The organism is Actinoplanes sp. NPDC026619 (assembly GCF_040638295.1).
Lineage (GTDB): Bacteria > Actinomycetota > Actinomycetes > Mycobacteriales > Micromonosporaceae > Actinoplanes.
Genome location: NZ_JBEZYA010000003.1, coordinates 151,902 through 170,611 on the forward strand (window position 1 = coordinate 151,902; position 18,710 = coordinate 170,611).

Genomic DNA, 18,710 nt, shown 5'->3' on the forward strand with positions numbered 1-18,710 from the left:
CCCCGGTAACGACATGATGGGAGAGCTCCATGATCCTGGTGACCGGCGGCACCGGCACACTCGGCAAGCACGTCGTCCCCCTGCTCCAGCAGGGCGGCCACGAAGTGCGGATCCTCAGCCGCCAGTACGGCGCGGACCTGTCCACCGGCGAGGGCGTCGACGCCGCTCTGGACGGCGCGGACATAGTTCTACATCTCGCCGGCAGCCAGAAGGGCGACGGCGGCAAGGCCCGCACCCTCGTCCGGGCGGCGAAGAACGCCGGCCGGCCGCACCTCATCTACATCTCAGTCGTCGGCTGCGAACGCATCCCGGTCAAGAGTTCTATGGACCGCGGCGGATTCGGCTACTTCGCGGAGAAGCGCGAAGCAGAACTCGTCATCGAGAGTTCTGGACTTCCGTGGACGACGTTGCGGGCCACCCAGTTCCACGATCTGACCCTGAAGGTCGCGCAGGGCGCCGCGAAGCTGCCGGTGATGCCGGCTTTCGCCGGCGTCCGGTTCCAGCCGGTCGAGACGGCCGAGGTCGCGACCAGGCTGGTGCAACTGACGCTGGGCGACCCGGCCGGCCTGGTGACCGATCTGGCCGGCCCCCAGCCGTACGCCATGACCGACCTGTTCCGCCTCTACCTGCGAGCGACCGGCCGGCACCGGGCGATCGTCCCGCTGCGCGGCGCGGGCGGCGCCTACCGAGCGGTGCGGGCCGGCGCCAACCTGCCCCTGAACGGCGCCGACCTCGGGCGGGTGACCTGGGAGGACTTCCTCGTCGCGCAGTTCGGCGTAACGGCCTAGTTCGAGGAGTAGGGATCACGGCCCGGGCTGCGCACCGCGTTGGTGGCGGCCTCCTCGATGTCCTCGGCGACGCCGGCGAGCAGGTAGACGCGAGTGGTCGCGTTGCCCTGCGCTTTCAGCAGGCCGGCCCGGGTCAGGGCCTGGATGTCGCGGATGGCCTGGTCCCGGCTGAGCCCCTCGTCCTGCTGGTACGTGGCTCGGCGCACCTCGCCGAGCGCGGCGGCGTAGAGCGCGGAGACGACCCGGTCGGGCAAGCCGAGGCCGGTGGCCAGCTCGGCCAGGTCGTTCCACAGCCGCACGGTCCACTCGAAGCGCTTCTTCACACGCTGAGCCTGGCGGTGGTGGGAGGTGAGGACGAACCGCAGCCAGGCACGGGCATCCCGACCAGGTTCGAAGGATCCCTGTTGAACGGAACGCAGCACGGCGTAGTACTGGAACGTGTTGATCTGCTCGCCCAGCCATTCCTCGATCGAGGAGAACTCGGGCGCCAGCTCGCCGGTCCTCGCCAGGACCAGGGTGTGTACCGCCCGGGCGGTGCGCCCGTTGCCGTCGCGCCACGGATGGATGCTGACCAGATTCAGGTGAGCCATCGCCGCCCGCACATATGGGTGGGCATCGAGGTCTCCGTGGCGAAGCCACTCGACCAGTTCGCCCATCAGGCCGGGGACCTGGTCGGCGTCGGGGCCGGTGTAGACGGGATCGCGTTGGTCAGAACTCGTCACATAGATGCCGCCGGCGCGGTACCGGCCCGGCCATTTGCGCGGCTGGTATTTAGTGATCATGAAGTGCAGCGTGGAGAGCAACGTCTCCGAATGATCGAAGAAGTCCATCAGCGGCGTCTGCTGCACATAGATCATCGCGTCGCGATAACCCGCGACCGCCTGCTGCGTCTCTTCACCCGCGCTCGCGGACATGGGCGCATGCTCGACGAGAGCACGTGCGTCGGAGCTGCTGATGATGATGTGCTCGATCGTGTTCGACCCCTGGATCGCCGCAGCCAAGAGGTCACGGCGAAGCTGGCCCTCCCAGTGCGGCTTGCTGCGCAACTGAAGACGCAGATCGGAGCGCATGGCGTCCAGCTCGCCGAGAACCCGAAGGTCCTCGGCGTCCAGCTCGGGCATTCGATAGAGCATTCGCCTATGCTGCAGCTCCAGTAGCATAGGCGCACAGTCACGGCTGGCTGAGGCCGGGTTCGCCGGTTTCGATGTGGCCGACCAGGTGGCGGACGTACTGCGGGTTCAGGTCGCTCGTCACGGTCACGTCGTATCAGTGGTGGCGGTGCGGGAGGTGGCGGACCTGGCTCTGGCCCGGGTTGAGGCGGATCACGGTGTGTTCGCCGAGGTAGGCGTCGGTCAGCACCACCCGGACCGCCTTCGAGGACGGATTGGCCAGGGTCAGGCGCGCCTCGCGGATCGTCGTCTCCACGCCGGAGGCTCGGAAGCGGCGCAGGAAGCCGTCGGGGCCGTGCACCGTCACGTCGGCGGTGTCCGGCCAGATGACGGTCAGGTGGGTGCGGGACGCGGCCGTGTAGGTGCGTGGCTCGCCGCCGGCCTCGGTGGCGTGGAAGACGGCGCCCGCGCCGCCCCGGCTGGCGAACGTCACGCGCAGCTCGCCGCCGGCGAACCGGGCGTCGGCGGCCAGGTCGTAGCGCAGCGGCGGGCCGGGCGCACCCCGCGCTCCGGCTGCGGGAGCGCGGGCGACGCCGGGGGCGCCGGGACGTAGTCGGGGTGGCGGTCACGGTCGGCCGGGGCGTACGCCGAGGTGTCCGGCAGTTTCGGCGCAGCCGGGTGGGTCCTGCCGAAGTCGAACGCGGCCGTCAGGTCGCCGCTGACGGCCCGGCGCCAGGGTGAGATGTTGGGCTCGTGCACGCCGAAGCGCTTCTCGATGAAGCGGACGATCGATGTGTGTCTCCGAGCAGACGAAACCCCCGGTGCTCCAGGGCGAGACGACCAGCATCGGCACGCGCTGACCGAGGCCGTACGGGCCGGGCACGTGGCCGTTGGACGCGGGGAGGAACTCGTCCCGGAGGTCCACGGTCGACTTGCCGGCGGACGGGTAGGCCGGGACGACATGGTCGAAGAAGCCGTCGTTCTCGTCGTACGTGATCAGCAGTGCCGTCCTTGACCAGACCGTGGGGTCGGCGGTCAGCGCGTCGAGCACCTGCGCGATGTACCAGGCGCCGTAGTTGGCGGGCCAAATCGGGTGCTCGATGTACGCCTCGGGCGCTACGATCCAGGACACCTGGGGGAGCTTGCCGGTCAGCACGTCGGCGCGCAGCGGAGCGAACATGTCATCGCCCGCCTTGAGGTTCGTGCCGGTGCGGGCCTTCTGATAGAGCGGTGAGCCGGGCGCGGCATTGCGGTAGTTGTCGAAGTAGAGCAACGCGTCGCCGATTTGGCCGGCACCCACCGGTCGTAACGGCCGCCGTTGAACGCGTCGTGCCCGTCGTTCCAGCCGTGCGGCAGGTCCTGGATGAACTGCATGCCCAGGTCGCCGGCGTCCGGATGGAACGGCAGCACCCCGTCCTGATTCCACACCGACGTGCCGTCCGGCAGGGTCACCGGCGTGCGGTCACCGAAGCCGCGGACGCCGCGCAGCGCGCCGAATAATGGTCGAACGAGCGGTTCTCCTGCATGAGGACCACGATGTGCTCGATGTCAGCGATGCTGCCGGTGCGCCGGTCGGCGGGGATCGCCGCGGCACGGGCGATGCTCGGCGACAGGGTGGCCATGGCGGTCGCGCCACCGGCGAGGGCCGGGAATCCACGACGATTGATCCGATCCATGCCGGTCAGTCTCGATCCCCGGTCACCAACGTCGGGCTGCGGTCAGGAGAACATGCGACGGTCGTCCGGTAGACGCTTGGTCACGCCCCGGCGATCGAAAAGCTCCAGCAGGGGTACGGCGACCCGGCGGCTCGTATCGAGCGCCTGGCGCGCTTCGCTGATCGTGAACGGCTGGGCAATCTCCCGCAAAAGCCCGGCCGCCTCGTCGAACGCGCCGGCCCGCAGCACCACGTTCGGGGCCAGTTGCAGCAGCAGGCCGGCCCGGACCGCCGCCGCCTGCTGCCGGACGCCCAGGCCGAGGCCGGCGAGGTCGTAGGCGTCGGGCGCCGCGAACGGCGGGCGGCCGGCGAACGCCTTGTCCACGGCCGCGATCAGGTCGGCCGGGACGCCGGTGGCGCCGGTCTCGATGCGTCCGTTACGAATCCGCAGCGGCGGCTTGACCAGCGCCTCGACCAGGGCGCGGTCGGGCAGGCCGAGAAGGTGGCGGACGGCCTCGACCGGCGCGCCGGGCTCGAGGGGGTGCGCCGCCCGGTAGGCGGTGACCTCGGTGACCAGGGCTTCGGCCAGGGCAGCCCAGTGCGCGGGGTCGGCGTGCCAGTCGCCGGCCACGGGCTCGTCGATAGCCGGCACGCCCATCGCGGCCAGATCCGGGGCACGGATCAACAGGCGGCGGCGCAGCTCGCCGGCCGGCGACGGCGTGCCGTCCATACTGGTCAGGTCGGCGGCGCGGGCCGCGGCGGCGCCCCGGCGGGTCAGGCCCGGCGGCTGGACGTCCAGGACCGTGATGCCGCCGGACACGTGGCGCCGGCCGGGATCGCGCAGCAGCGCCCGGTCACCGACGCGGAGCGGCAGCGGACGGGACAACCTCAGACGGCACGTGTCCGGGCCGAGCGGCCGCACCCGGCACGGGACGGCGGCCGCGCCGATGTGCAGCGTCACGGTCGGCGGCAGGTCCTTGACCGGGTCGCCGTGCAGCCGCACGTCGATCAGGCCGGTGTCCCGGAAACGGCCGGGAGTCAAAAGAGCATCACCCCGGGACAACTGCTGCTTGGGTACGCCGCGCAGGTTCACCGCCACCCGAGCCACCGCGGTCACGTCCTTCACCGGGACGCCCAGCGTCTGCAGACCTTTCACCGTCGCCGTCTCATCGCCGAACGTGAGCTCGTCACCCACCGCGATCTTCCCCCCGCCGAGGGTCCCGGTGACGACCGTGCCGGCCCCCTTGATCGTGAAGACACGGTCGATCCACAGTCGCACCGGACCGTCCGGCTCGGGGGCCGGGAGCCCGGCCAGCAGGCGGTCGAGGGCCGCACGCAGGTCGTCCAATCCCTCGCCGGTCGCGCCGGACACCGCCACCGCGCCGACCTGACCCAGGCTGGTGGCCGCGATCCGGTCCTGGGCCTGAGCCAGGGCCGGTTGTGGATCCGCCAGGTCGGAACGGGTCACGACCAGCAGGCCGTGGCGGACGCCGAGCGCGTCCAGAGCCGTGAGATGCTCGGCGGACTGCGGCATCCAGCCCTCGTCGGCGCCCACCACGATCATCGCGGCCGGGACCGGGCCGACGCCGGCCAGCATGTTCGGCACGAACCGCTCGTGGCCGGGCACGTCGACGAACGCCACCGTCGCCCCGGACGGCAGCGTGGTCCAGGCGAAGCCCAGGTCGATGGTCATGCCGCGGCGGCGTTCCTCGGCCCAGCGGTCCGGTTCCATCCCGGTCAGGGCGCGGACCAGGGTGGACTTGCCGTGGTCCACGTGGCCGGCGGTCGCCACGACGTGCATGGTCAGGCCACCGCCAGGACGGCCGCGACCAGATCTCCGTCGCACCGCTCCGGGACGCAACGCAGATCAAGCAGGAGACGACCGGCGGCCAGGCGGCCCACCACCGGCGTCGCGGCGGTGCGCAGACCCATCGCGTACGCCTCCGGCAGCGCGAGTGACCACGACGGCAGCTCGACGTCCGGCGCTCCCCCACCGCCGACGACCGCGACCGATTCGACCATCGTGACCGGGATTCCCTTTTCCTCGAGCTGCTGAAGAACCCCCAGCGTTCTCCTATGAAGCACCTCCGGGTCCAGGTGCAACGCTTCTCGCACCGGAGTTTCCGGGCCGGAGATCGTGGCCTGCAGCGCGGCAAGGGTCAGCTTGTCGACGCGTAATGCGCGGGCCAGGGGGCTGCGGCGGAGCCGTTCGACGAGGGCGGCGTCGCCGAGGATCAGGCCGGCCTGGGGGCCGCCGAGCAGTTTGTCGCCACTGGCGATGACCAGGTCGGCGCCGTCGCGGAGGGTGGTGGCCGCGTCCGGTTCGCCGGGCAGCAGTGGTTCCGGTTCGAGCAGCCCGGAGCCGATGTCCGCGACCACCGGAACGTCCAGCGCCGACAGCTGCTTGATCGTGGCCTCGCTGGTGAAGCCGGTGATCGAAAAGTTCGACGGATGAACCTTGAGCACGAAGCCCGTGTCCGCGTTTACGGCTCTCTCGTAGTCCTTCAGGGAGGTGCGATTGGTGGTCCCGACCTCACGCAGCCGGGCGCCGGTGGATTCCAGCAGCTCCGGCAGCCGAAAACCGTCACCGATCTCCACCATCTCGCCCCGGCTGACGATGATCTCCTTGCCCGCGGCGAGAACGGTGGCGGCAAGGACGAGCGCCGCCGCCCCGTTGTTGACGACGTGCACGTCACCGGCGTCCGGCACGGCCTCGCGCAGGGCCGCGAGCGCAGTGCGGCCACGCTTGGCCCGCCGCCCGGTGGCCAGGTCCATCTCGACGTCGGTGTTCCCGGCGGCCGCGACGATCGCTTCACGGGCGGCGGCCGAGAGCGGCGCCCGCCCCAGGTTGGTGTGCAGCACGACGCCGGTCGCGTTGAGCACCGGCCGAAGCCCGCCGGCCGTCCCCGGGAGGGCGGCCACGGCCGCGTCGGCCACCGTCTCCGGAGCCAGCGCCCCGTCCCGGACGAGCTGCTGAGCGGCGGCGACGGCAGCCTTGACGGCCGCCCGCCCGAGCCGCCCGGCCGCATCACGCAGCCGGGGGTCGGCGAGGACGACATCGGTGCGCGGCACCCGCCGCCGAGGATCCACAGGCCGAACCTATCCCCCGGCGGCGCACCGCACAGCCGCGACCCGAGTTACTGCTGGGGCGGAACGGCACCCGGCTGAGCCGCCGGCGCTCCGGACTGGCCGTAGGCGACCGGCGCTCCGGGCTGGCCGTAAGCAGGCTGCGCGCCTGGCTGGCCGTACGCGGGCTGCGCGCCCGGCTGGCCGTACGCGGGCTGCGCTCCTGGCTGGCCGTACGCGGGCGGCGCTCCGGGCTGGTCGTAAGCGGGCTGCGCGGCCGGCTGCGAGTAGGCGGCGGGCTGGGCTGCGGTGGCCTCCTGGCGGGCCTTGAAGCTCTTGACCGCCTGGATCACCGCGAGGACCGGGACCACGAACGCGTAGAAGAAGATCCGCACCTCGCCGCCGGAGAAGAACAGCAGGAGGTAGACCGAGTAGCCCAGGAACAGGGCCGCCGCGATGCCCTGGAAGATGCGCGCGCCCTTGCCCTGGCCGAAGCCGGCCAGAGCGAGCACGGCCAGGGCGATGGCGCTGACGAAGAGCAGAGCGATGTAGCCGTAGAAGGCACCGTCGGACACGAATTTTCCCCGTTCGATGAGTCGTGGACGGCATACCTTAAAGGTTCCTGAGACTCCGTGGGGGGCGGCCGCTACCCGGCCCGGTTGCGGGCGATCTCGGGCTGGTGACGGACCGCCCAGTCGGCCAGTGCCGAGAGCGGCGCCAGCAGGCTCGCGCCCAGAGCCGTGAGGCGGTATTCGACGCTCGGCGGCACCGTCGGATGCACCGTACGGGAAATCAAGCCGTCGGTTTCGAGCGAGCGCAGTGTGCGAGTGAGCATCCGCTGGCTGACGCCCTCGATGGAGCGGTGCAGTTCGTTGTAGCGGTACGGCCGCTGGCCCAGCAGCGTCAGCACCAGCACCGACCACTTGTCACCGACCCGGCGCAGCACGTCGGTGAGCGGGCAGGTCTCATGCTCGGCGGCCGGGATCGGGGTGGGCAGCCGGGTGGCGAGCATGGAGGGCACACCTGTGTTCGCACCGGACATCGAACTGCCTTCTTTCCGCTGCTCGCCATGTCATCGACGATCTGATCCATGAGCGTACGCACGGTGGTAATCAGCGGCGGCACCGACGGAATGGGCCTGGCGCTGGCCCGCGCCCGGGCGGCACAGGGCGACACCGTCGTCGCCCTGGGCAGTTCCGCGGAGAAGGGCCGGCGGCTGGCCGGAATCGGTCACTTCCTGCAGGTCGACCTCAGCGACGTCGAGGACACGCGGCGGGTCGTGTCCCGGTTGAAGGAATCCTGGCCGCAGATCGACGCGCTCGCGCTCTTCGCCAACCGGCAGGGGCCACGGCGGGAGGAGAACCGGCAGGGCCTGGAGCGGACGTTCGCGCTCTACTACCTGAGCCGCTACCTGCTGGGCCAGGCCTACCGGGACAGCGCCGGCCTGATCGTCAACGTCGCCGGTGTGGGCGTCACCAAGGGCACGATCGCCTGGGACGACCTGCAGCTGACCAGCGGCTACGGCATGATCCGGGCCCAGTTGCAGGCCGGCCGCCTCAACGACCTGCTCGGTGTGGCGCAGTCCGGCGGCAAGGCCCGCTACGTGCTGTATCACCCGGGCTTCACCCGCAGCGGCGACATGTCGACCTTGCCGGCGCCATTGCGCGCTGCCATCAAGATCGCCGCCAAGGTGAAAGCACGGTCGGTCGAAGAGTCGATCCGGCCGGTCGAAACGTGGATCGACAATCCGCCGCCGGCCCCGCTCACGGCCGTGGACCGGGACCGCGAGCTGCCGCTGACCCTGCCGACCCTCGACGGCGGCGATGCGCACCGGCTCGCGTCGTCCACACAGCAGCTTCTCCGCGATGCGGCCCGCGACTGATCACCCAGTCGGAAAGGCGACAGTTCGCGTCCCGAGGCCCGCGAACCACAGCCCGTTATCGTGCCCAGCATGGATGCATGGGTGGTCGACGAGAACGCCAAGGGCCTGCTGGATCGCCCCCTCAAGACCGTGAAGGTCAATGCGGACAAGGTCAGCGAGGCGTTGACCGAGCTGCGACAGCTGTTGCCCGACGACCCGGAGCCGGCCGACGGCACCGTCAAGCGGTGGCGCATGGACGAGGTCGAGCTGACCGTGGAAGTGACCGGTGAAGGGTCGATCAAACTGCTCGGCGGCGCGACCGTCGGCTTGACCGGGGGTATCAAGGTCCTGTTCAAGCGAGTGGACTGACCGTGCGTAAGGCGCTCCTCGTCGGCGTCCAGCGCTACACCGGCGGCTACAGCGACTCCATCGGTGAGGCCGTGGCCGCCGACCTCGACCTGATGCGCGCCGTGCTGGTCCAGATCAACGTGGTCGTGGACAAGGTCGTCGGCGGCGGCGAGAACGAGATGGTCACGTCCTCCGCCATCAAGGTCGCCGTCGCCCAGTTCCTCACCACCGCCTCGGCCGACGACGACCTCATCGTCTATTTCAGCGGCCACGGCAAGCAGTACGGCGACATCAGCTACCTCGTGCCGTCGGACGCGAACCCGTACCTGCCCGACCCGGGCAGCTACCTGGTCCCGGTGCGCTTCGAGGCCGAGCTCGCCCTCTGCCCGGCACGATCGGTCACCTTCGTCGTGGACGCGTGCCGCAACGGCGACTACGTTCCCCACGCCCGCCCCGCTGAGGTCCCGGCGACCGTCTCCCAGATCTTCGCCACCGAGAAGTTCGGCACCGCCGGCATCGGGAACTCCGGCGGCCCGGCCAGCGTGTTCACCCGGGCGGTGGCCGGCGTGGTGCCCACCCTCAACGCGGAGGTACGCCTCGACCGCGCCCGGCTCCGGATACAGAAGCGCCTCGACGAGATATGCCAGCTCGAAGGCATCGCGGCACAGCAGATCGACGTCGTGTCGTCGATCGACGAGGACCGGGCGCCGTTCCCGCTCTTCCAGGCGAGCGTCACCTCGGCCACCCCGGAGAAGTGGAGCCGCCTGCTCCGGTCGTTGTTCCCCGACCTGATCTCCCCGTACACCGGCGAGTCGGTCATCGACCAGCGGCACTTCACGGAACTGCTGGCCCGGGCCGACCGGCTCGAGGACGAGGCGTCGCGAGCGGGGATCGCCGACGCCCGGATGGACGCCCGCAGCGAGTGGACCGAACCCAACCTGCCCAGCCGCCTGACCAAAGCCTTACTGATCACGGTTCCCGGCCTCGGCGACTCCGACTTCGAGCGCATGCTGCTCGTCGGCATAGTGGTCGCGGTCGAATCCGCCTTCCGCACGGCGGAGTACGAGATTCTCGGCGAGGGCTGCAGCTGCCAGTCGGTCGACATCCTGCTCGCCTCCGACCCGTCGCTACGCCGGCTGGCCGAGTCCGACGGTCCGGAGGCCGCGAGCCTCCGACAGTGGATAGCCCACCTGGCGGCGACCCGCGAGACGGTCCTCGGCCGTTTCGGAGCGCTGAAGGCAAAGCTGAGCGAGACGTTCCAGCCGTTCATGCCGGACGCCGGCGTCCCCGAGTTCAAGCGCGCCGTCGACTACGCGTTCAGTTGCATCCGGCTCGCATTCGACACCGGCACGTCGTGGGAGGACGTCAAGGAGGTCGACGAGGCCGACGGCAACATCGTGCACGGTTACCGCATCGCCGCGCTGGTCCGGATGACGTGGCTGCTCTCGTTCGACACCAGATTGTTCCCGCTGCAGACCGGGATGCACCTGCTGGCGGAGAAGACGGCGGACGCCGGGAAGACGCCGATCGCCGAGTCGCTCGACCTGCTCCAGCACGCGAGATGGAAGCGGGTCGACAGCCTTCTCGATCTCGACTTCTGGAACCGGAGCGCAGCGCTCGACTTCGGATTGAGAAGCATCATCGAGGAGATCAACCAGGATCTCCTGCGCCACCGCCAGCAGGTGGGCGGCTCCCTGCACGGGACCACGATCCCGCTGGCCGTGGCGGCGAGCAGGCTCGTTCCCGAGCCGCACACATTCCGGCTGCCGCACGTGATGTTCGAGGTCTCCGCAGCCGAGACGCAATCCCTGCTGATGGGCACGAACCTTTACCACGACAGCGCGCTGGCCATCCGGGAACTCTTCCAGAACGCGGTCGACGCCTGCCGGTACCGGGACATCCGGGCTCGCACGATCGGCGGCCCGCATTACGACGACAACTGGAAGCCCCTGGTGACGTTCCATCGCGGCCGGGACGGCGGCCGGGAGTACATCGAGTGCCGCGACAACGGCATCGGGATGTCCACGCACGAGCTCCGGGAAGCCTTCGCCAAGGTGGGCCGCAGATTCCGGGATCTTCCGGAGTACGTCGAGGAGGTCGCCGACTGGAAACAACGCGGCATCGCCCCGTTCGAGCCGATCTCGCAGTTCGGGATCGGGGTCCTGAGCTACTTCATGCTCGCCGACCAGATCGAGGTCCGCACCGCCCGGGTCGACCGGATGCTGACCGTCAAGAAGCCCCTCAGGGTGGAGATCAATGGCGGGCATTCGCTGTTCCGGATCATCGATTCGGCACTTCCCGACCCGATCGGCGGCGGCACCGCGGTGCGCCTCTATCTACGCCCCGACAAGGAGAACATCGATCTGGACGCGGTGCTGGCCCGGATCATCAGGTGCCCAACCGTCGAGGTGCGCTACGGCAAAACCCGATGGAGCCCGGGGACCCTTTACCACTCCGACGGGAAAGAAGCGGAGGTGCTCCTGCCGGCGCCCGAGCTCGGAGTTTACCTCCACCATGGCGTGGGCGAGATCCTGATAAATGGCATTCCGACCGAAGGCCGGGACCCGATCACCCTTCTCGGCTGCACGATATCCGTCGGAGGCTGGGCCAATCCGGACTTGAGCATCGACCGCCGATCCTTGCTCTCCATCGATCGGCACGCGCTCTCCGAAAGGCTGCGAGCGGCCGCGCAGGGCGCGGATCAATCGTTTGCGCTGGACGTCAATTGGCTGATCGATTTCTACTACAATGACATTCGCGCCGCGGACCTCATCTACGCAAAATTCAAGAACACGGCGCTACGGATCAACGCTTATCGCGACGATCAGGACGGCCAGGACCAACCCCCTAAGACGTTGATGATCGAGCCTGCTGTTCACGGAATCTATGCGGGCGACCCCACCCTCATCAAATACCATGGAACAACCTCGACGCTGGGACAGGCACGCATATCGCAACTCTTTCAAGGTGCCGATCCGCTCACCGCACTGGCCGGGTTTCCTAAATTTGACAACCATCTTTTGGCCCTCATGCAGAGCGCTACACCCTCGTTATCTGAATTCGAGAAGATGGGAATCAGATACCGCGCCGCAGATGCCGTAAATACGCTTTTCCGCCAGGACTGGCCATTGCGGTCGATCATGAATTTTGCCGAGGCGCACGGCGTGATCCTGGGCTCTGCCGTCGCATACGTCTGGGCTGCCGCCTTTCTCGAACGCCCCACATCTGTCTTCCTGCGCAGCGAGGCCACCCGGTGGTCGGCAAGCCGGACCGGGAAACGTTGGTCGGTTCTCAGGGATTCCCCGCTCAGCCAGATTGCCGTCTTGGGCGCGACCAGTCACGCTTCCCGGCTCCTCTTCCTCAATGAGAAACTCCTGGCGAGCGAAGCGGTTGCGACCGCGCATGCCGCCACTCCCATTGGCGACCTCGTTCCGCACGTCCCCGCGGAGAGGATCAGCGCCGTGCGGAAGCGCCTCGCATATACTTCCGACAACTTTGCTCGAGATCGATGGTACGACGATTTTCAAGGAATCCATAAGGACACTTGGGAAGCTGTCTGCAGGACAATATCGGGCAACGAATCAGCTTCAAAACACGTCAAGACCACAGTCGATTTTGCCAGAGACGGGCTCAGCGGTGCAGCATTGATAGCCGCGTCCACCGATAACGACGGTATCGCACCGTTCTATGCGGATTCGGTACCGTATATATCCGTTCTGGCCGCGGCCGTCGAATCACGGGTTCCGGCGTCCGACGTAACCGAAGCGCTGGTGCGAGCAGGGTACCAGGCGCCAATCCCACCAGATGCCGGCATGCTCGAGAAAATTGCCACCGAGCATCAATTCCTCTGGTTCGGCAAAGGCGCTTCCGCAATGACGAACCCGCTGGAGTATCTGAATCATTTGCCGGCCGTCGTCGACCTCGGCAGAACGGTGGGTTGGGAAAGACTGGCGGACGCCATTATCGACGTCGCCAACTCATCGTTGACTGAAGGGAGGCTTCGACACCTCGGCGAACTGAACTTCGGCGATCCGATACTGCTGCAACGTCAGGCCAAAGCATTTTCCCGGGAATTCACTTTCTGGGACATCAATGTTGCCTCGTTGGTGATCTGCGCTGATCGGTGCGAACTCACCTACGGCGAGGCTCTCGAGGCGCTGCTTCCGTACCGGAACGTCGCCCGCAGCTGGCAACTGCCCGACACGCTGGCGCCCGACCTTGCGGGCATGGCCCCGATCCAAGGCCTGTACCAGATGTTCGAGGCATCCACTGAAATCGTGATGGACGCGGCGAAATGGGCGCTGCTCGGCATGCGGGCGTCAGCGGTCACCGGGCGACCCATGGCCGAGCTTGCCACCTCCGCCGGCCCTCTTCTGGCGTCACTCGGCAGGGACACCTCGGTGCTCTTCGAACTGGCGCGTCTCGTGCCAGGCCGCGTTCACTTCGATCACCTGGTCATCGCCGGCTGCCTGCAGATGCTGCCAGGCGGCACCAGCAAGGCCGAGCTCGAGGCGATGGCACGCCCGTTCGCGAACGACCCGAGCAGCCTCGCCGCGAAGGCCGAGGTCATGGCCCAGATGCCGGAGATGAAGTGGCTGGAGCATGATTCCTCGCCCGGGAGGGACTAAGGTCGAACCGTGGGCGTCCGGACCTGGATCGAAGGCTGGCCGGTCTATCGGCAGCTGACCGGGACCGACCCGCTCGGCCGTGGCGCGGCGGCGCAGTCCGACCGGTCCAAGGCGCTCACCGCGCGCACCGAGACCGCCGACCGGGTCGCCAAGTCGATCTGCCCCTACTGTGCGGTCGGCTGCGGGCAGCGCATCTTCGTCAAGGACGAGAAGGTCGTCCAGATCGAGGGCGACCCGGACAGCCCGATCTCGCGCGGCCGCCTGTGCCCCAAGGGCTCGGCCAGCCTCAGCCTGGTCACCTCGCCGCGGCGGCAGCAGCACGTGCTCTACCGCAAGCCGTTCGGCGCCGACTGGGAGAAGCTCGACCTCGAGACGGCGATGGACATGGTCGCCGACCGGGTGCTCAAAGCGCGCGAGCAGACCTGGGAAGACGCCGACGACGACGGCCGGCCGCTGAATCGCACGCTGGGCATTTCCAGCCTGGGCGGGGCGACGCTCGACAACGAAGAAAACTATCTGATCAAGAAGCTGTTCACGGCGCTGGGCGCGATCCAGATCGAGAACCAGGCGCGTATTTGACACTCCGCCACCGTTCCCGGTCTGGGAACCTCTTTCGGCCGTGGCGGGGCCACCAGCTTCCTTCAGGACCTGGTCAACGCGGACTGCATCATCATCCAGGGCTCCAACATGGCCGAAGCGCACCCGGTGGGCTTCCAGTGGGTGGTGGAGGCGAAGAACCGCGGCGCGAAGGTGATTCACGTCGATCCACGGTTCACCCGCACCAGCGCGCTGGCACACACCTATGTGCCGGTGCGGGCGGGCGCTGACATCGCGTTCCTGGGCGGGATCGTCAACTACATCCTCAGCAACGAGAAGGACTTCCGGGAGTACGTGCTGGCGTACACCAACGCGTCCTCGATCGTCAGCGACGACTTCCAGGACACCGAGGACCTGGACGGGCTGTTCTCCGGATTCAACGACGAGACGAAGGCGTACGACGAGTCGAGCTGGATGTACGCGGGGCACGAGGAGCACGGCCGGGGGCACGGCGACTCGCACACCGACCGGGAGACCGCGTCGGCCCAGCAGCACGAGTCGCACGGCGCGCCGCTGCCCGCCGACGTGCGGCGCGACCCGACGCTGCAGGACCCGCGCTGCGTCTACCAGATCCTCAAACGGCACTACCGCCGTTACACGCCGGAGGTCGTCGAGCAGCTCTGCGGCGTACCGGCCGACAAGTTCCTGGAAGTTTGCGAAGCGTGGACCGCGAACTCGGGGCGCGAGCGGACGACCGCGCTGGTCTATTCGGTGGGGTGGACGCAGCACAGCGTGGGCGTGCAATACATCCGCACCGGCGCGATCATCCAGCTGCTGCTGGGCAACATGGGCCGGCCCGGCGGCGGGGTGCTCGCGCTGCGCGGGCACGCCAGCATCCAGGGCTCGACCGACATCCCGACGCTGTTCAACCTGCTGCCGGGTTACCTTCCGATGCCGCACCACGAGAAGCACGAGACGTTCGATCAGTGGATCGACGACATCCGGCATCCGGGGCAGAAGGGTTTCTGGGCGAACGCCGAGGCGTACGCGGTGTCGCTGCTCAAGGCCTATTTCGGCGAGGGCGCGACCGCGGAGAACCACTGGGGGTACGACTGGCTGCCGCGGCTGACCGGCGACCACGGCACGTACCGGCAGGCGCTCGACATGATCGACGGGAAGATCAAGGGGTATTTCCTGCTCGGCCAGAACCCGGCGGTGGGGTCGGCGCACGGCCGGGCCCAGCGGCTCGGCATGGCCAACCTCGACTGGCTGGTGGTCCGCGACCTCTACATGATCGAGAGCGCGACGTTCTGGAAGAACGGCCCCGAGGTGGCGACCGGGGAGATCACCCCGGAGACCTGCCGCACCGAGGTGTTCCTGTTCCCGGCCGCGTCGCACGCCGAGAAGGAGGGCACGTTCACCCAGACCCAGCGGCTGCTGCAGTGGCGCGAGAAGGCGGTCGAGCCGCCCGGCGACGCCCGCAGCGACCTGTGGTTCTTCTACCACCTGGGCAAACGCATCCGAGCCCGCCTCGCCTCGTCCATTTTGAAACGGGACCAACCGATCAAAAACCTGACTTGGGAGTACGGGGGTTACGAGCCCAGCGGCGAGGCGGTCCTGCAGGAGATCAACGGTTTCGACCTGACCACCGGCAAGCCGCTGAGCTCGTTCAACGAGATGAAGGCGGACGGCACCACGTCCGGCGGCTGCTGGATCTACACCGGCGTTTTCGCCGACGGCGTCAACCAGGCCGCCCGCCGCAAGCCGGGCAACGAGCAGAACTGGGTGGCGCCCGAGTGGGGCTGGGCGTGGCCGGCGAACCGGCGCACCCTCTACAACCGCGCCTCCGCCGACCCGGACGGCAATCCGTGGTCCGAGCGCAAGGCCTACGTGTGGTGGGACGCCGGCAAGGGCGAGTGGACCGGCGCGGACGTGCCCGACTTCGAGAAAAAGAAGCCGCCGTCCTATCGGCCGCCGGAGGGGGCGAGCGGCGTCGACGCGATCTCCGGCGACGACGCGTTCATCATGCAGGGCGACGGGAAGGGCTGGCTCTTCGTGCCGTCCGGGCTGATCGACGGGCCGATGCCGACGCACTACGAGCCGGCCGAGTCGATCGTCCGCAACCCGCTCTACGGCCAGCAGGCCAACCCGACCCGCAAGGTCTACGACCGCACCGACAACCTGACCAACCCCAGCCCACCGCAGAAACACAGCGAGGTCTTCCCGTACGTCTTCTCGACCAGCCGCCTCACCGAGCACCACACCGCGGGTGGCATGAGCCGGCAACTCGCGTACCTCTCGGAATTGCAGCCGGAGATGTTCGTCGAGGTCTCCCCCGCGCTGGCCGCGGAACGCGGTCTGGAACACCTGGGGTGGGCGCACATCGTCACCGCCCGCGCGGCCATCGAGGCTAAAGTGCTGGTCACCGAGCGCCTGACGCCGCTGCGCCTGGAGGGCCGCATCATCCACCAGATCTGGCTGCCCTACCACTGGGGCTCGGAAGGCCTGGTCACCGGCGACTCGGCGAACGACCTGATCGGCATCACCCTCGATCCGAACGTGCTCATCCAGGAGAGCAAGGTGGGCACGTGCGACATCCAGCCCGGCCGGCGGCCGACCGGCAAACCCCTGCTTGCGTACGTGGCGGAATATCAACGCCGGGCCGGACTCCTCCCCGGGAAGGACGCTGATGGGCAGCAATAGCCTGTACGGGCCGCTCGACCCGGCGCCGGACGCGGGTTACCCCGACGCGCCACCGCGGATGGGTTTCTTCACCGACACGTCGGTGTGCATCGGGTGCAAGGCGTGCGAGGTCGCCTGCAAGGAGTGGAACGCGATCCCGGAGGACGGCTTCAACCTGCTCGGCCAGTCCTACGACAACACCGGCGGCCTGACCGCGAACTCGTGGCGGCACGTCGCCTTCATCGAGCAGCCCGGTTCCTCCGCCGCCGGTTCCTCCGCCGCTCAGACCGCGATGGTCGCGTCGACCACCCAGCCGCAGACCGGCACCGCCCCGGGCATCCCGCCCGCGATCGACGCCCTGGCCGCCGCCGGAACCGCCGGGCCGCAGTTCCTCGGCATGCCGCAGAGTGACCTGCCCGGTCGCACTGCCGATGCGCCGCGCACCGATTTCCGCTGGCTGATGATGTCGAACGTGTGCAAGCACTGCACCCACGCCGGCTGCCTCGACGTGTGCCCGACCGGGGCGCTGTTCCGGTCGGAGTTCGGCACCGTGGTGGTGCAGGAGGACATCTGCAACGGCTGCGGCTACTGCATCCCGGCCTGCCCCTACGGCGTGATCGACCGGCGCGAGGAAGACGGCCGCGCCTGGAAGTGCACGCTCTGCTACGACCGCATCGGCGACGGCCTGACCCCGGCCTGCGCGCAGGCGTGCCCGACCCAGTCGATCCAGTACGGCGAGCTCGACGAGCTCCGCACCCGCGCGGCCGCCCGGGTCGAGTCGTTGCAGGCGCAGGGCGAGTCGTCGGCCCGGCTCTACGGCCACTCCGAGGACGACGGGGTCGGCGGCGACGGCGCGTTCTTCCTGCTTCTCGACGAGCCCGAGGTGTACGGGCTGCCACCGGACCCGGTGGTGACCACGAAGGATCTGCCGGACATGTGGAAACGGGCCGGACTGGCGGCGCTCGTGATGGCGGCGTCGGTTGCCGTCTCCTTCCTGGGGCGGCGGCCGTGAGCCCTCGTGGCGGCGACCGGCCGATGGTGCCCCGGGCGGATTTCCGCTCCTACTACGGGCGGCCGATCGTCAAGCCGGCCCCCTGGACGCACGACATCGCCGCCTACCTGTTCACCGGCGGGCTCGCGGCCGGGTCGGCGCTGCTCGCCGCGGGCGGGCAGCTGACCCGGCGGCCCGGGATGCGGCGGGCCGGGCGGGTCACCGCGATCGGCGCGGTCGCCGCGAGCGGCTACTTCCTGGTCGCCGACCTCGGCCGGCCGGAACGTTTTCTCAACATGCTGCGTGTCGCGAAGCCGACGTCACCGATGTCGGTCGGCACCTGGATCTTCTCCGCCTTCAGCGCGGCCGCCGGCGCCGCCGCGATCGCCGAGGCCGCGCCGCTGCTGCCGCCGGGGTTCGTGCGGCGGGTGCTGCCACCGCTCGGCGCGGCGGCCGGGATCGGCGCTGCGGTCGTGGCGCCGGCTCTCGCGACGTACACCGGTGTGCTTCTGGCGAACACGGCGACGCCGAGCTGGCATGCGGCGTACCCCGAACTGCCGTTTGTCTTTGCCGGCAGCGCGCTGGCCAGCGGCGCCGGAGTCGGGCTGATCGCCGATCCGTCCCCGCCGGCCCGGCGGATGGCGGTGCTCGGCGCGGCCGTCGAACTCTACGGCGCACACCGGATCGAGACGACGAAAGGCCTGCTCAGCGAGCCGTACGCGACCGGCCGCGCGGGCCGCCTGCTCCGTGCCGGCCGCGCGCTGACCGCCGCGGGCGTGGCCGGCGCGGTGCTGGGCCGCGGAAACCGGGTCGTGTCCGCGCTGTCCGGCCTGTCGCTTCTGGCCGCGTCGGCGGTCACCCGGTTCGGCATCTTCGAGGGCGGCATGGCGTCGGCGCGCGACCCGAAATACACCGTGCTCCCCCAGCGGGAGCGCCTGGCCCGCCGAGCGCTTCTGGATCAGCCAGACATATCGACCGGTGAATCTGACGGGATTCCGACCGTCCGTAACTCGATTGACACCGGTGAGTGACGGCGCAAGCTGAGG

15 protein-coding genes and 1 pseudogene are annotated in these 18,710 nt (G+C 69.1%); 7 read left to right on the forward strand and 9 right to left on the reverse strand.

What is annotated here, in order from left to right:
- Window positions 1-29: 29 nt before the first annotated feature.
- Window positions 30-788: an SDR family oxidoreductase gene (locus AB0E90_RS09130; protein WP_360401779.1), complete on the forward strand. Its 759-nt coding sequence runs from the start codon at window positions 30-32 to the stop codon at window positions 786-788.
- On the opposite strand, the gene AB0E90_RS09135 is transcribed toward AB0E90_RS09130, so the two are convergent.
- The 9 genes and pseudogenes from AB0E90_RS09135 to AB0E90_RS09175 form a co-directional block, all read right to left on the reverse strand.
- Window positions 785-1,921 (reverse strand): Fic family protein, encoded by a 1,137-nt coding sequence (locus AB0E90_RS09135; protein ID WP_360401782.1) that lies wholly within the window; start codon window positions 1,919-1,921, stop codon window positions 785-787. The genes AB0E90_RS09130 and AB0E90_RS09135 overlap by 4 nt on opposite strands.
- A 133-nt stretch (window positions 1,922-2,054) precedes the next feature.
- Window positions 2,055-2,390 carry a phospholipase domain-containing protein gene (locus AB0E90_RS09140; protein ID WP_360401785.1) on the reverse strand — a complete coding sequence of 112 codons (336 nt, stop codon included), beginning with the start codon at window positions 2,388-2,390 and terminating at the stop codon, window positions 2,055-2,057.
- 132 nt (window positions 2,391-2,522) lie between these two features.
- Window positions 2,523-3,197 (reverse strand): alkaline phosphatase family protein, encoded by a 675-nt coding sequence (locus AB0E90_RS09145; RefSeq protein ID WP_360401788.1) that lies wholly within the window; start codon window positions 3,195-3,197, stop codon window positions 2,523-2,525.
- 35 nt (window positions 3,198-3,232) lie between these two features.
- Window positions 3,233-3,385, reverse strand: a pseudogene (locus AB0E90_RS09150) (hypothetical protein); the annotation flags it as partial.
- Window positions 3,346-3,573, reverse strand: a complete 228-nt coding sequence (locus tag AB0E90_RS09155) for an alkaline phosphatase family protein (RefSeq protein WP_360401791.1) — start codon at window positions 3,571-3,573, stop codon at window positions 3,346-3,348. The pseudogene AB0E90_RS09150 and the gene AB0E90_RS09155, both read right to left, overlap by 40 nt.
- A 42-nt stretch (window positions 3,574-3,615) precedes the next feature.
- Entirely contained in the window at window positions 3,616-5,352 is a 1,737-nt protein-coding gene (gene selB, locus AB0E90_RS09160) for a selenocysteine-specific translation elongation factor (protein ID WP_360401794.1), read from the reverse strand.
- Between the two features lie 2 nt (window positions 5,353-5,354).
- Window positions 5,355-6,641 carry an L-seryl-tRNA(Sec) selenium transferase gene (gene selA, locus AB0E90_RS09165; protein ID WP_360401797.1) on the reverse strand — a complete coding sequence of 429 codons (1,287 nt, stop codon included), beginning with the start codon at window positions 6,639-6,641 and terminating at the stop codon, window positions 5,355-5,357.
- Between the two features lie 47 nt (window positions 6,642-6,688).
- Window positions 6,689-7,192, reverse strand: a complete 504-nt coding sequence (locus tag AB0E90_RS09170) for a hypothetical protein (RefSeq protein ID WP_360401800.1) — start codon at window positions 7,190-7,192, stop codon at window positions 6,689-6,691.
- 71 nt (window positions 7,193-7,263) lie between these two features.
- A complete protein-coding gene (locus tag AB0E90_RS09175; RefSeq protein ID WP_360401803.1) occupies window positions 7,264-7,629 on the reverse strand; it encodes a helix-turn-helix domain-containing protein in 366 nt (121 codons plus the stop codon).
- Window positions 7,630-7,707: 78 nt separating this feature from the next.
- Between AB0E90_RS09175 and AB0E90_RS09180 the strand changes: the two genes are divergently transcribed.
- From AB0E90_RS09180 to nrfD, 6 genes are all read left to right on the forward strand, one after another.
- Window positions 7,708-8,499, forward strand: coding sequence for an SDR family NAD(P)-dependent oxidoreductase (locus AB0E90_RS09180; RefSeq protein WP_360401806.1), 792 nt, complete (start codon window positions 7,708-7,710; stop codon window positions 8,497-8,499).
- Between the two features lie 69 nt (window positions 8,500-8,568).
- Window positions 8,569-8,847 carry a hypothetical protein gene (locus AB0E90_RS09185; protein WP_360401809.1) on the forward strand — a complete coding sequence of 93 codons (279 nt, stop codon included), beginning with the start codon at window positions 8,569-8,571 and terminating at the stop codon, window positions 8,845-8,847.
- A 2-nt stretch (window positions 8,848-8,849) separates the two neighbouring features.
- On the forward strand, window positions 8,850-13,454 hold the full coding sequence (locus AB0E90_RS09190) for a caspase family protein (RefSeq protein ID WP_360401812.1): 4,605 nt from the start codon (window positions 8,850-8,852) through the stop codon (window positions 13,452-13,454).
- 9 nt (window positions 13,455-13,463) lie between these two features.
- A complete protein-coding gene (fdh, locus tag AB0E90_RS09195) occupies window positions 13,464-16,694 on the forward strand; it encodes a formate dehydrogenase (protein ID WP_360401815.1) in 3,231 nt (1,076 codons plus the stop codon).
- On the forward strand, window positions 16,681-17,685 hold the full coding sequence (locus AB0E90_RS09200; protein ID WP_360401818.1) for a 4Fe-4S dicluster domain-containing protein: 1,005 nt from the start codon (window positions 16,681-16,683) through the stop codon (window positions 17,683-17,685). Before fdh ends, AB0E90_RS09200 begins: the two co-directional genes overlap by 14 nt.
- Entirely contained in the window at window positions 17,682-18,695 is a 1,014-nt protein-coding gene (gene nrfD / locus AB0E90_RS09205; protein WP_360401821.1) for an NrfD/PsrC family molybdoenzyme membrane anchor subunit, read from the forward strand. Before AB0E90_RS09200 ends, nrfD begins: the two co-directional genes overlap by 4 nt.
- The last annotated feature ends 15 nt before the right edge of the window (window positions 18,696-18,710 follow it).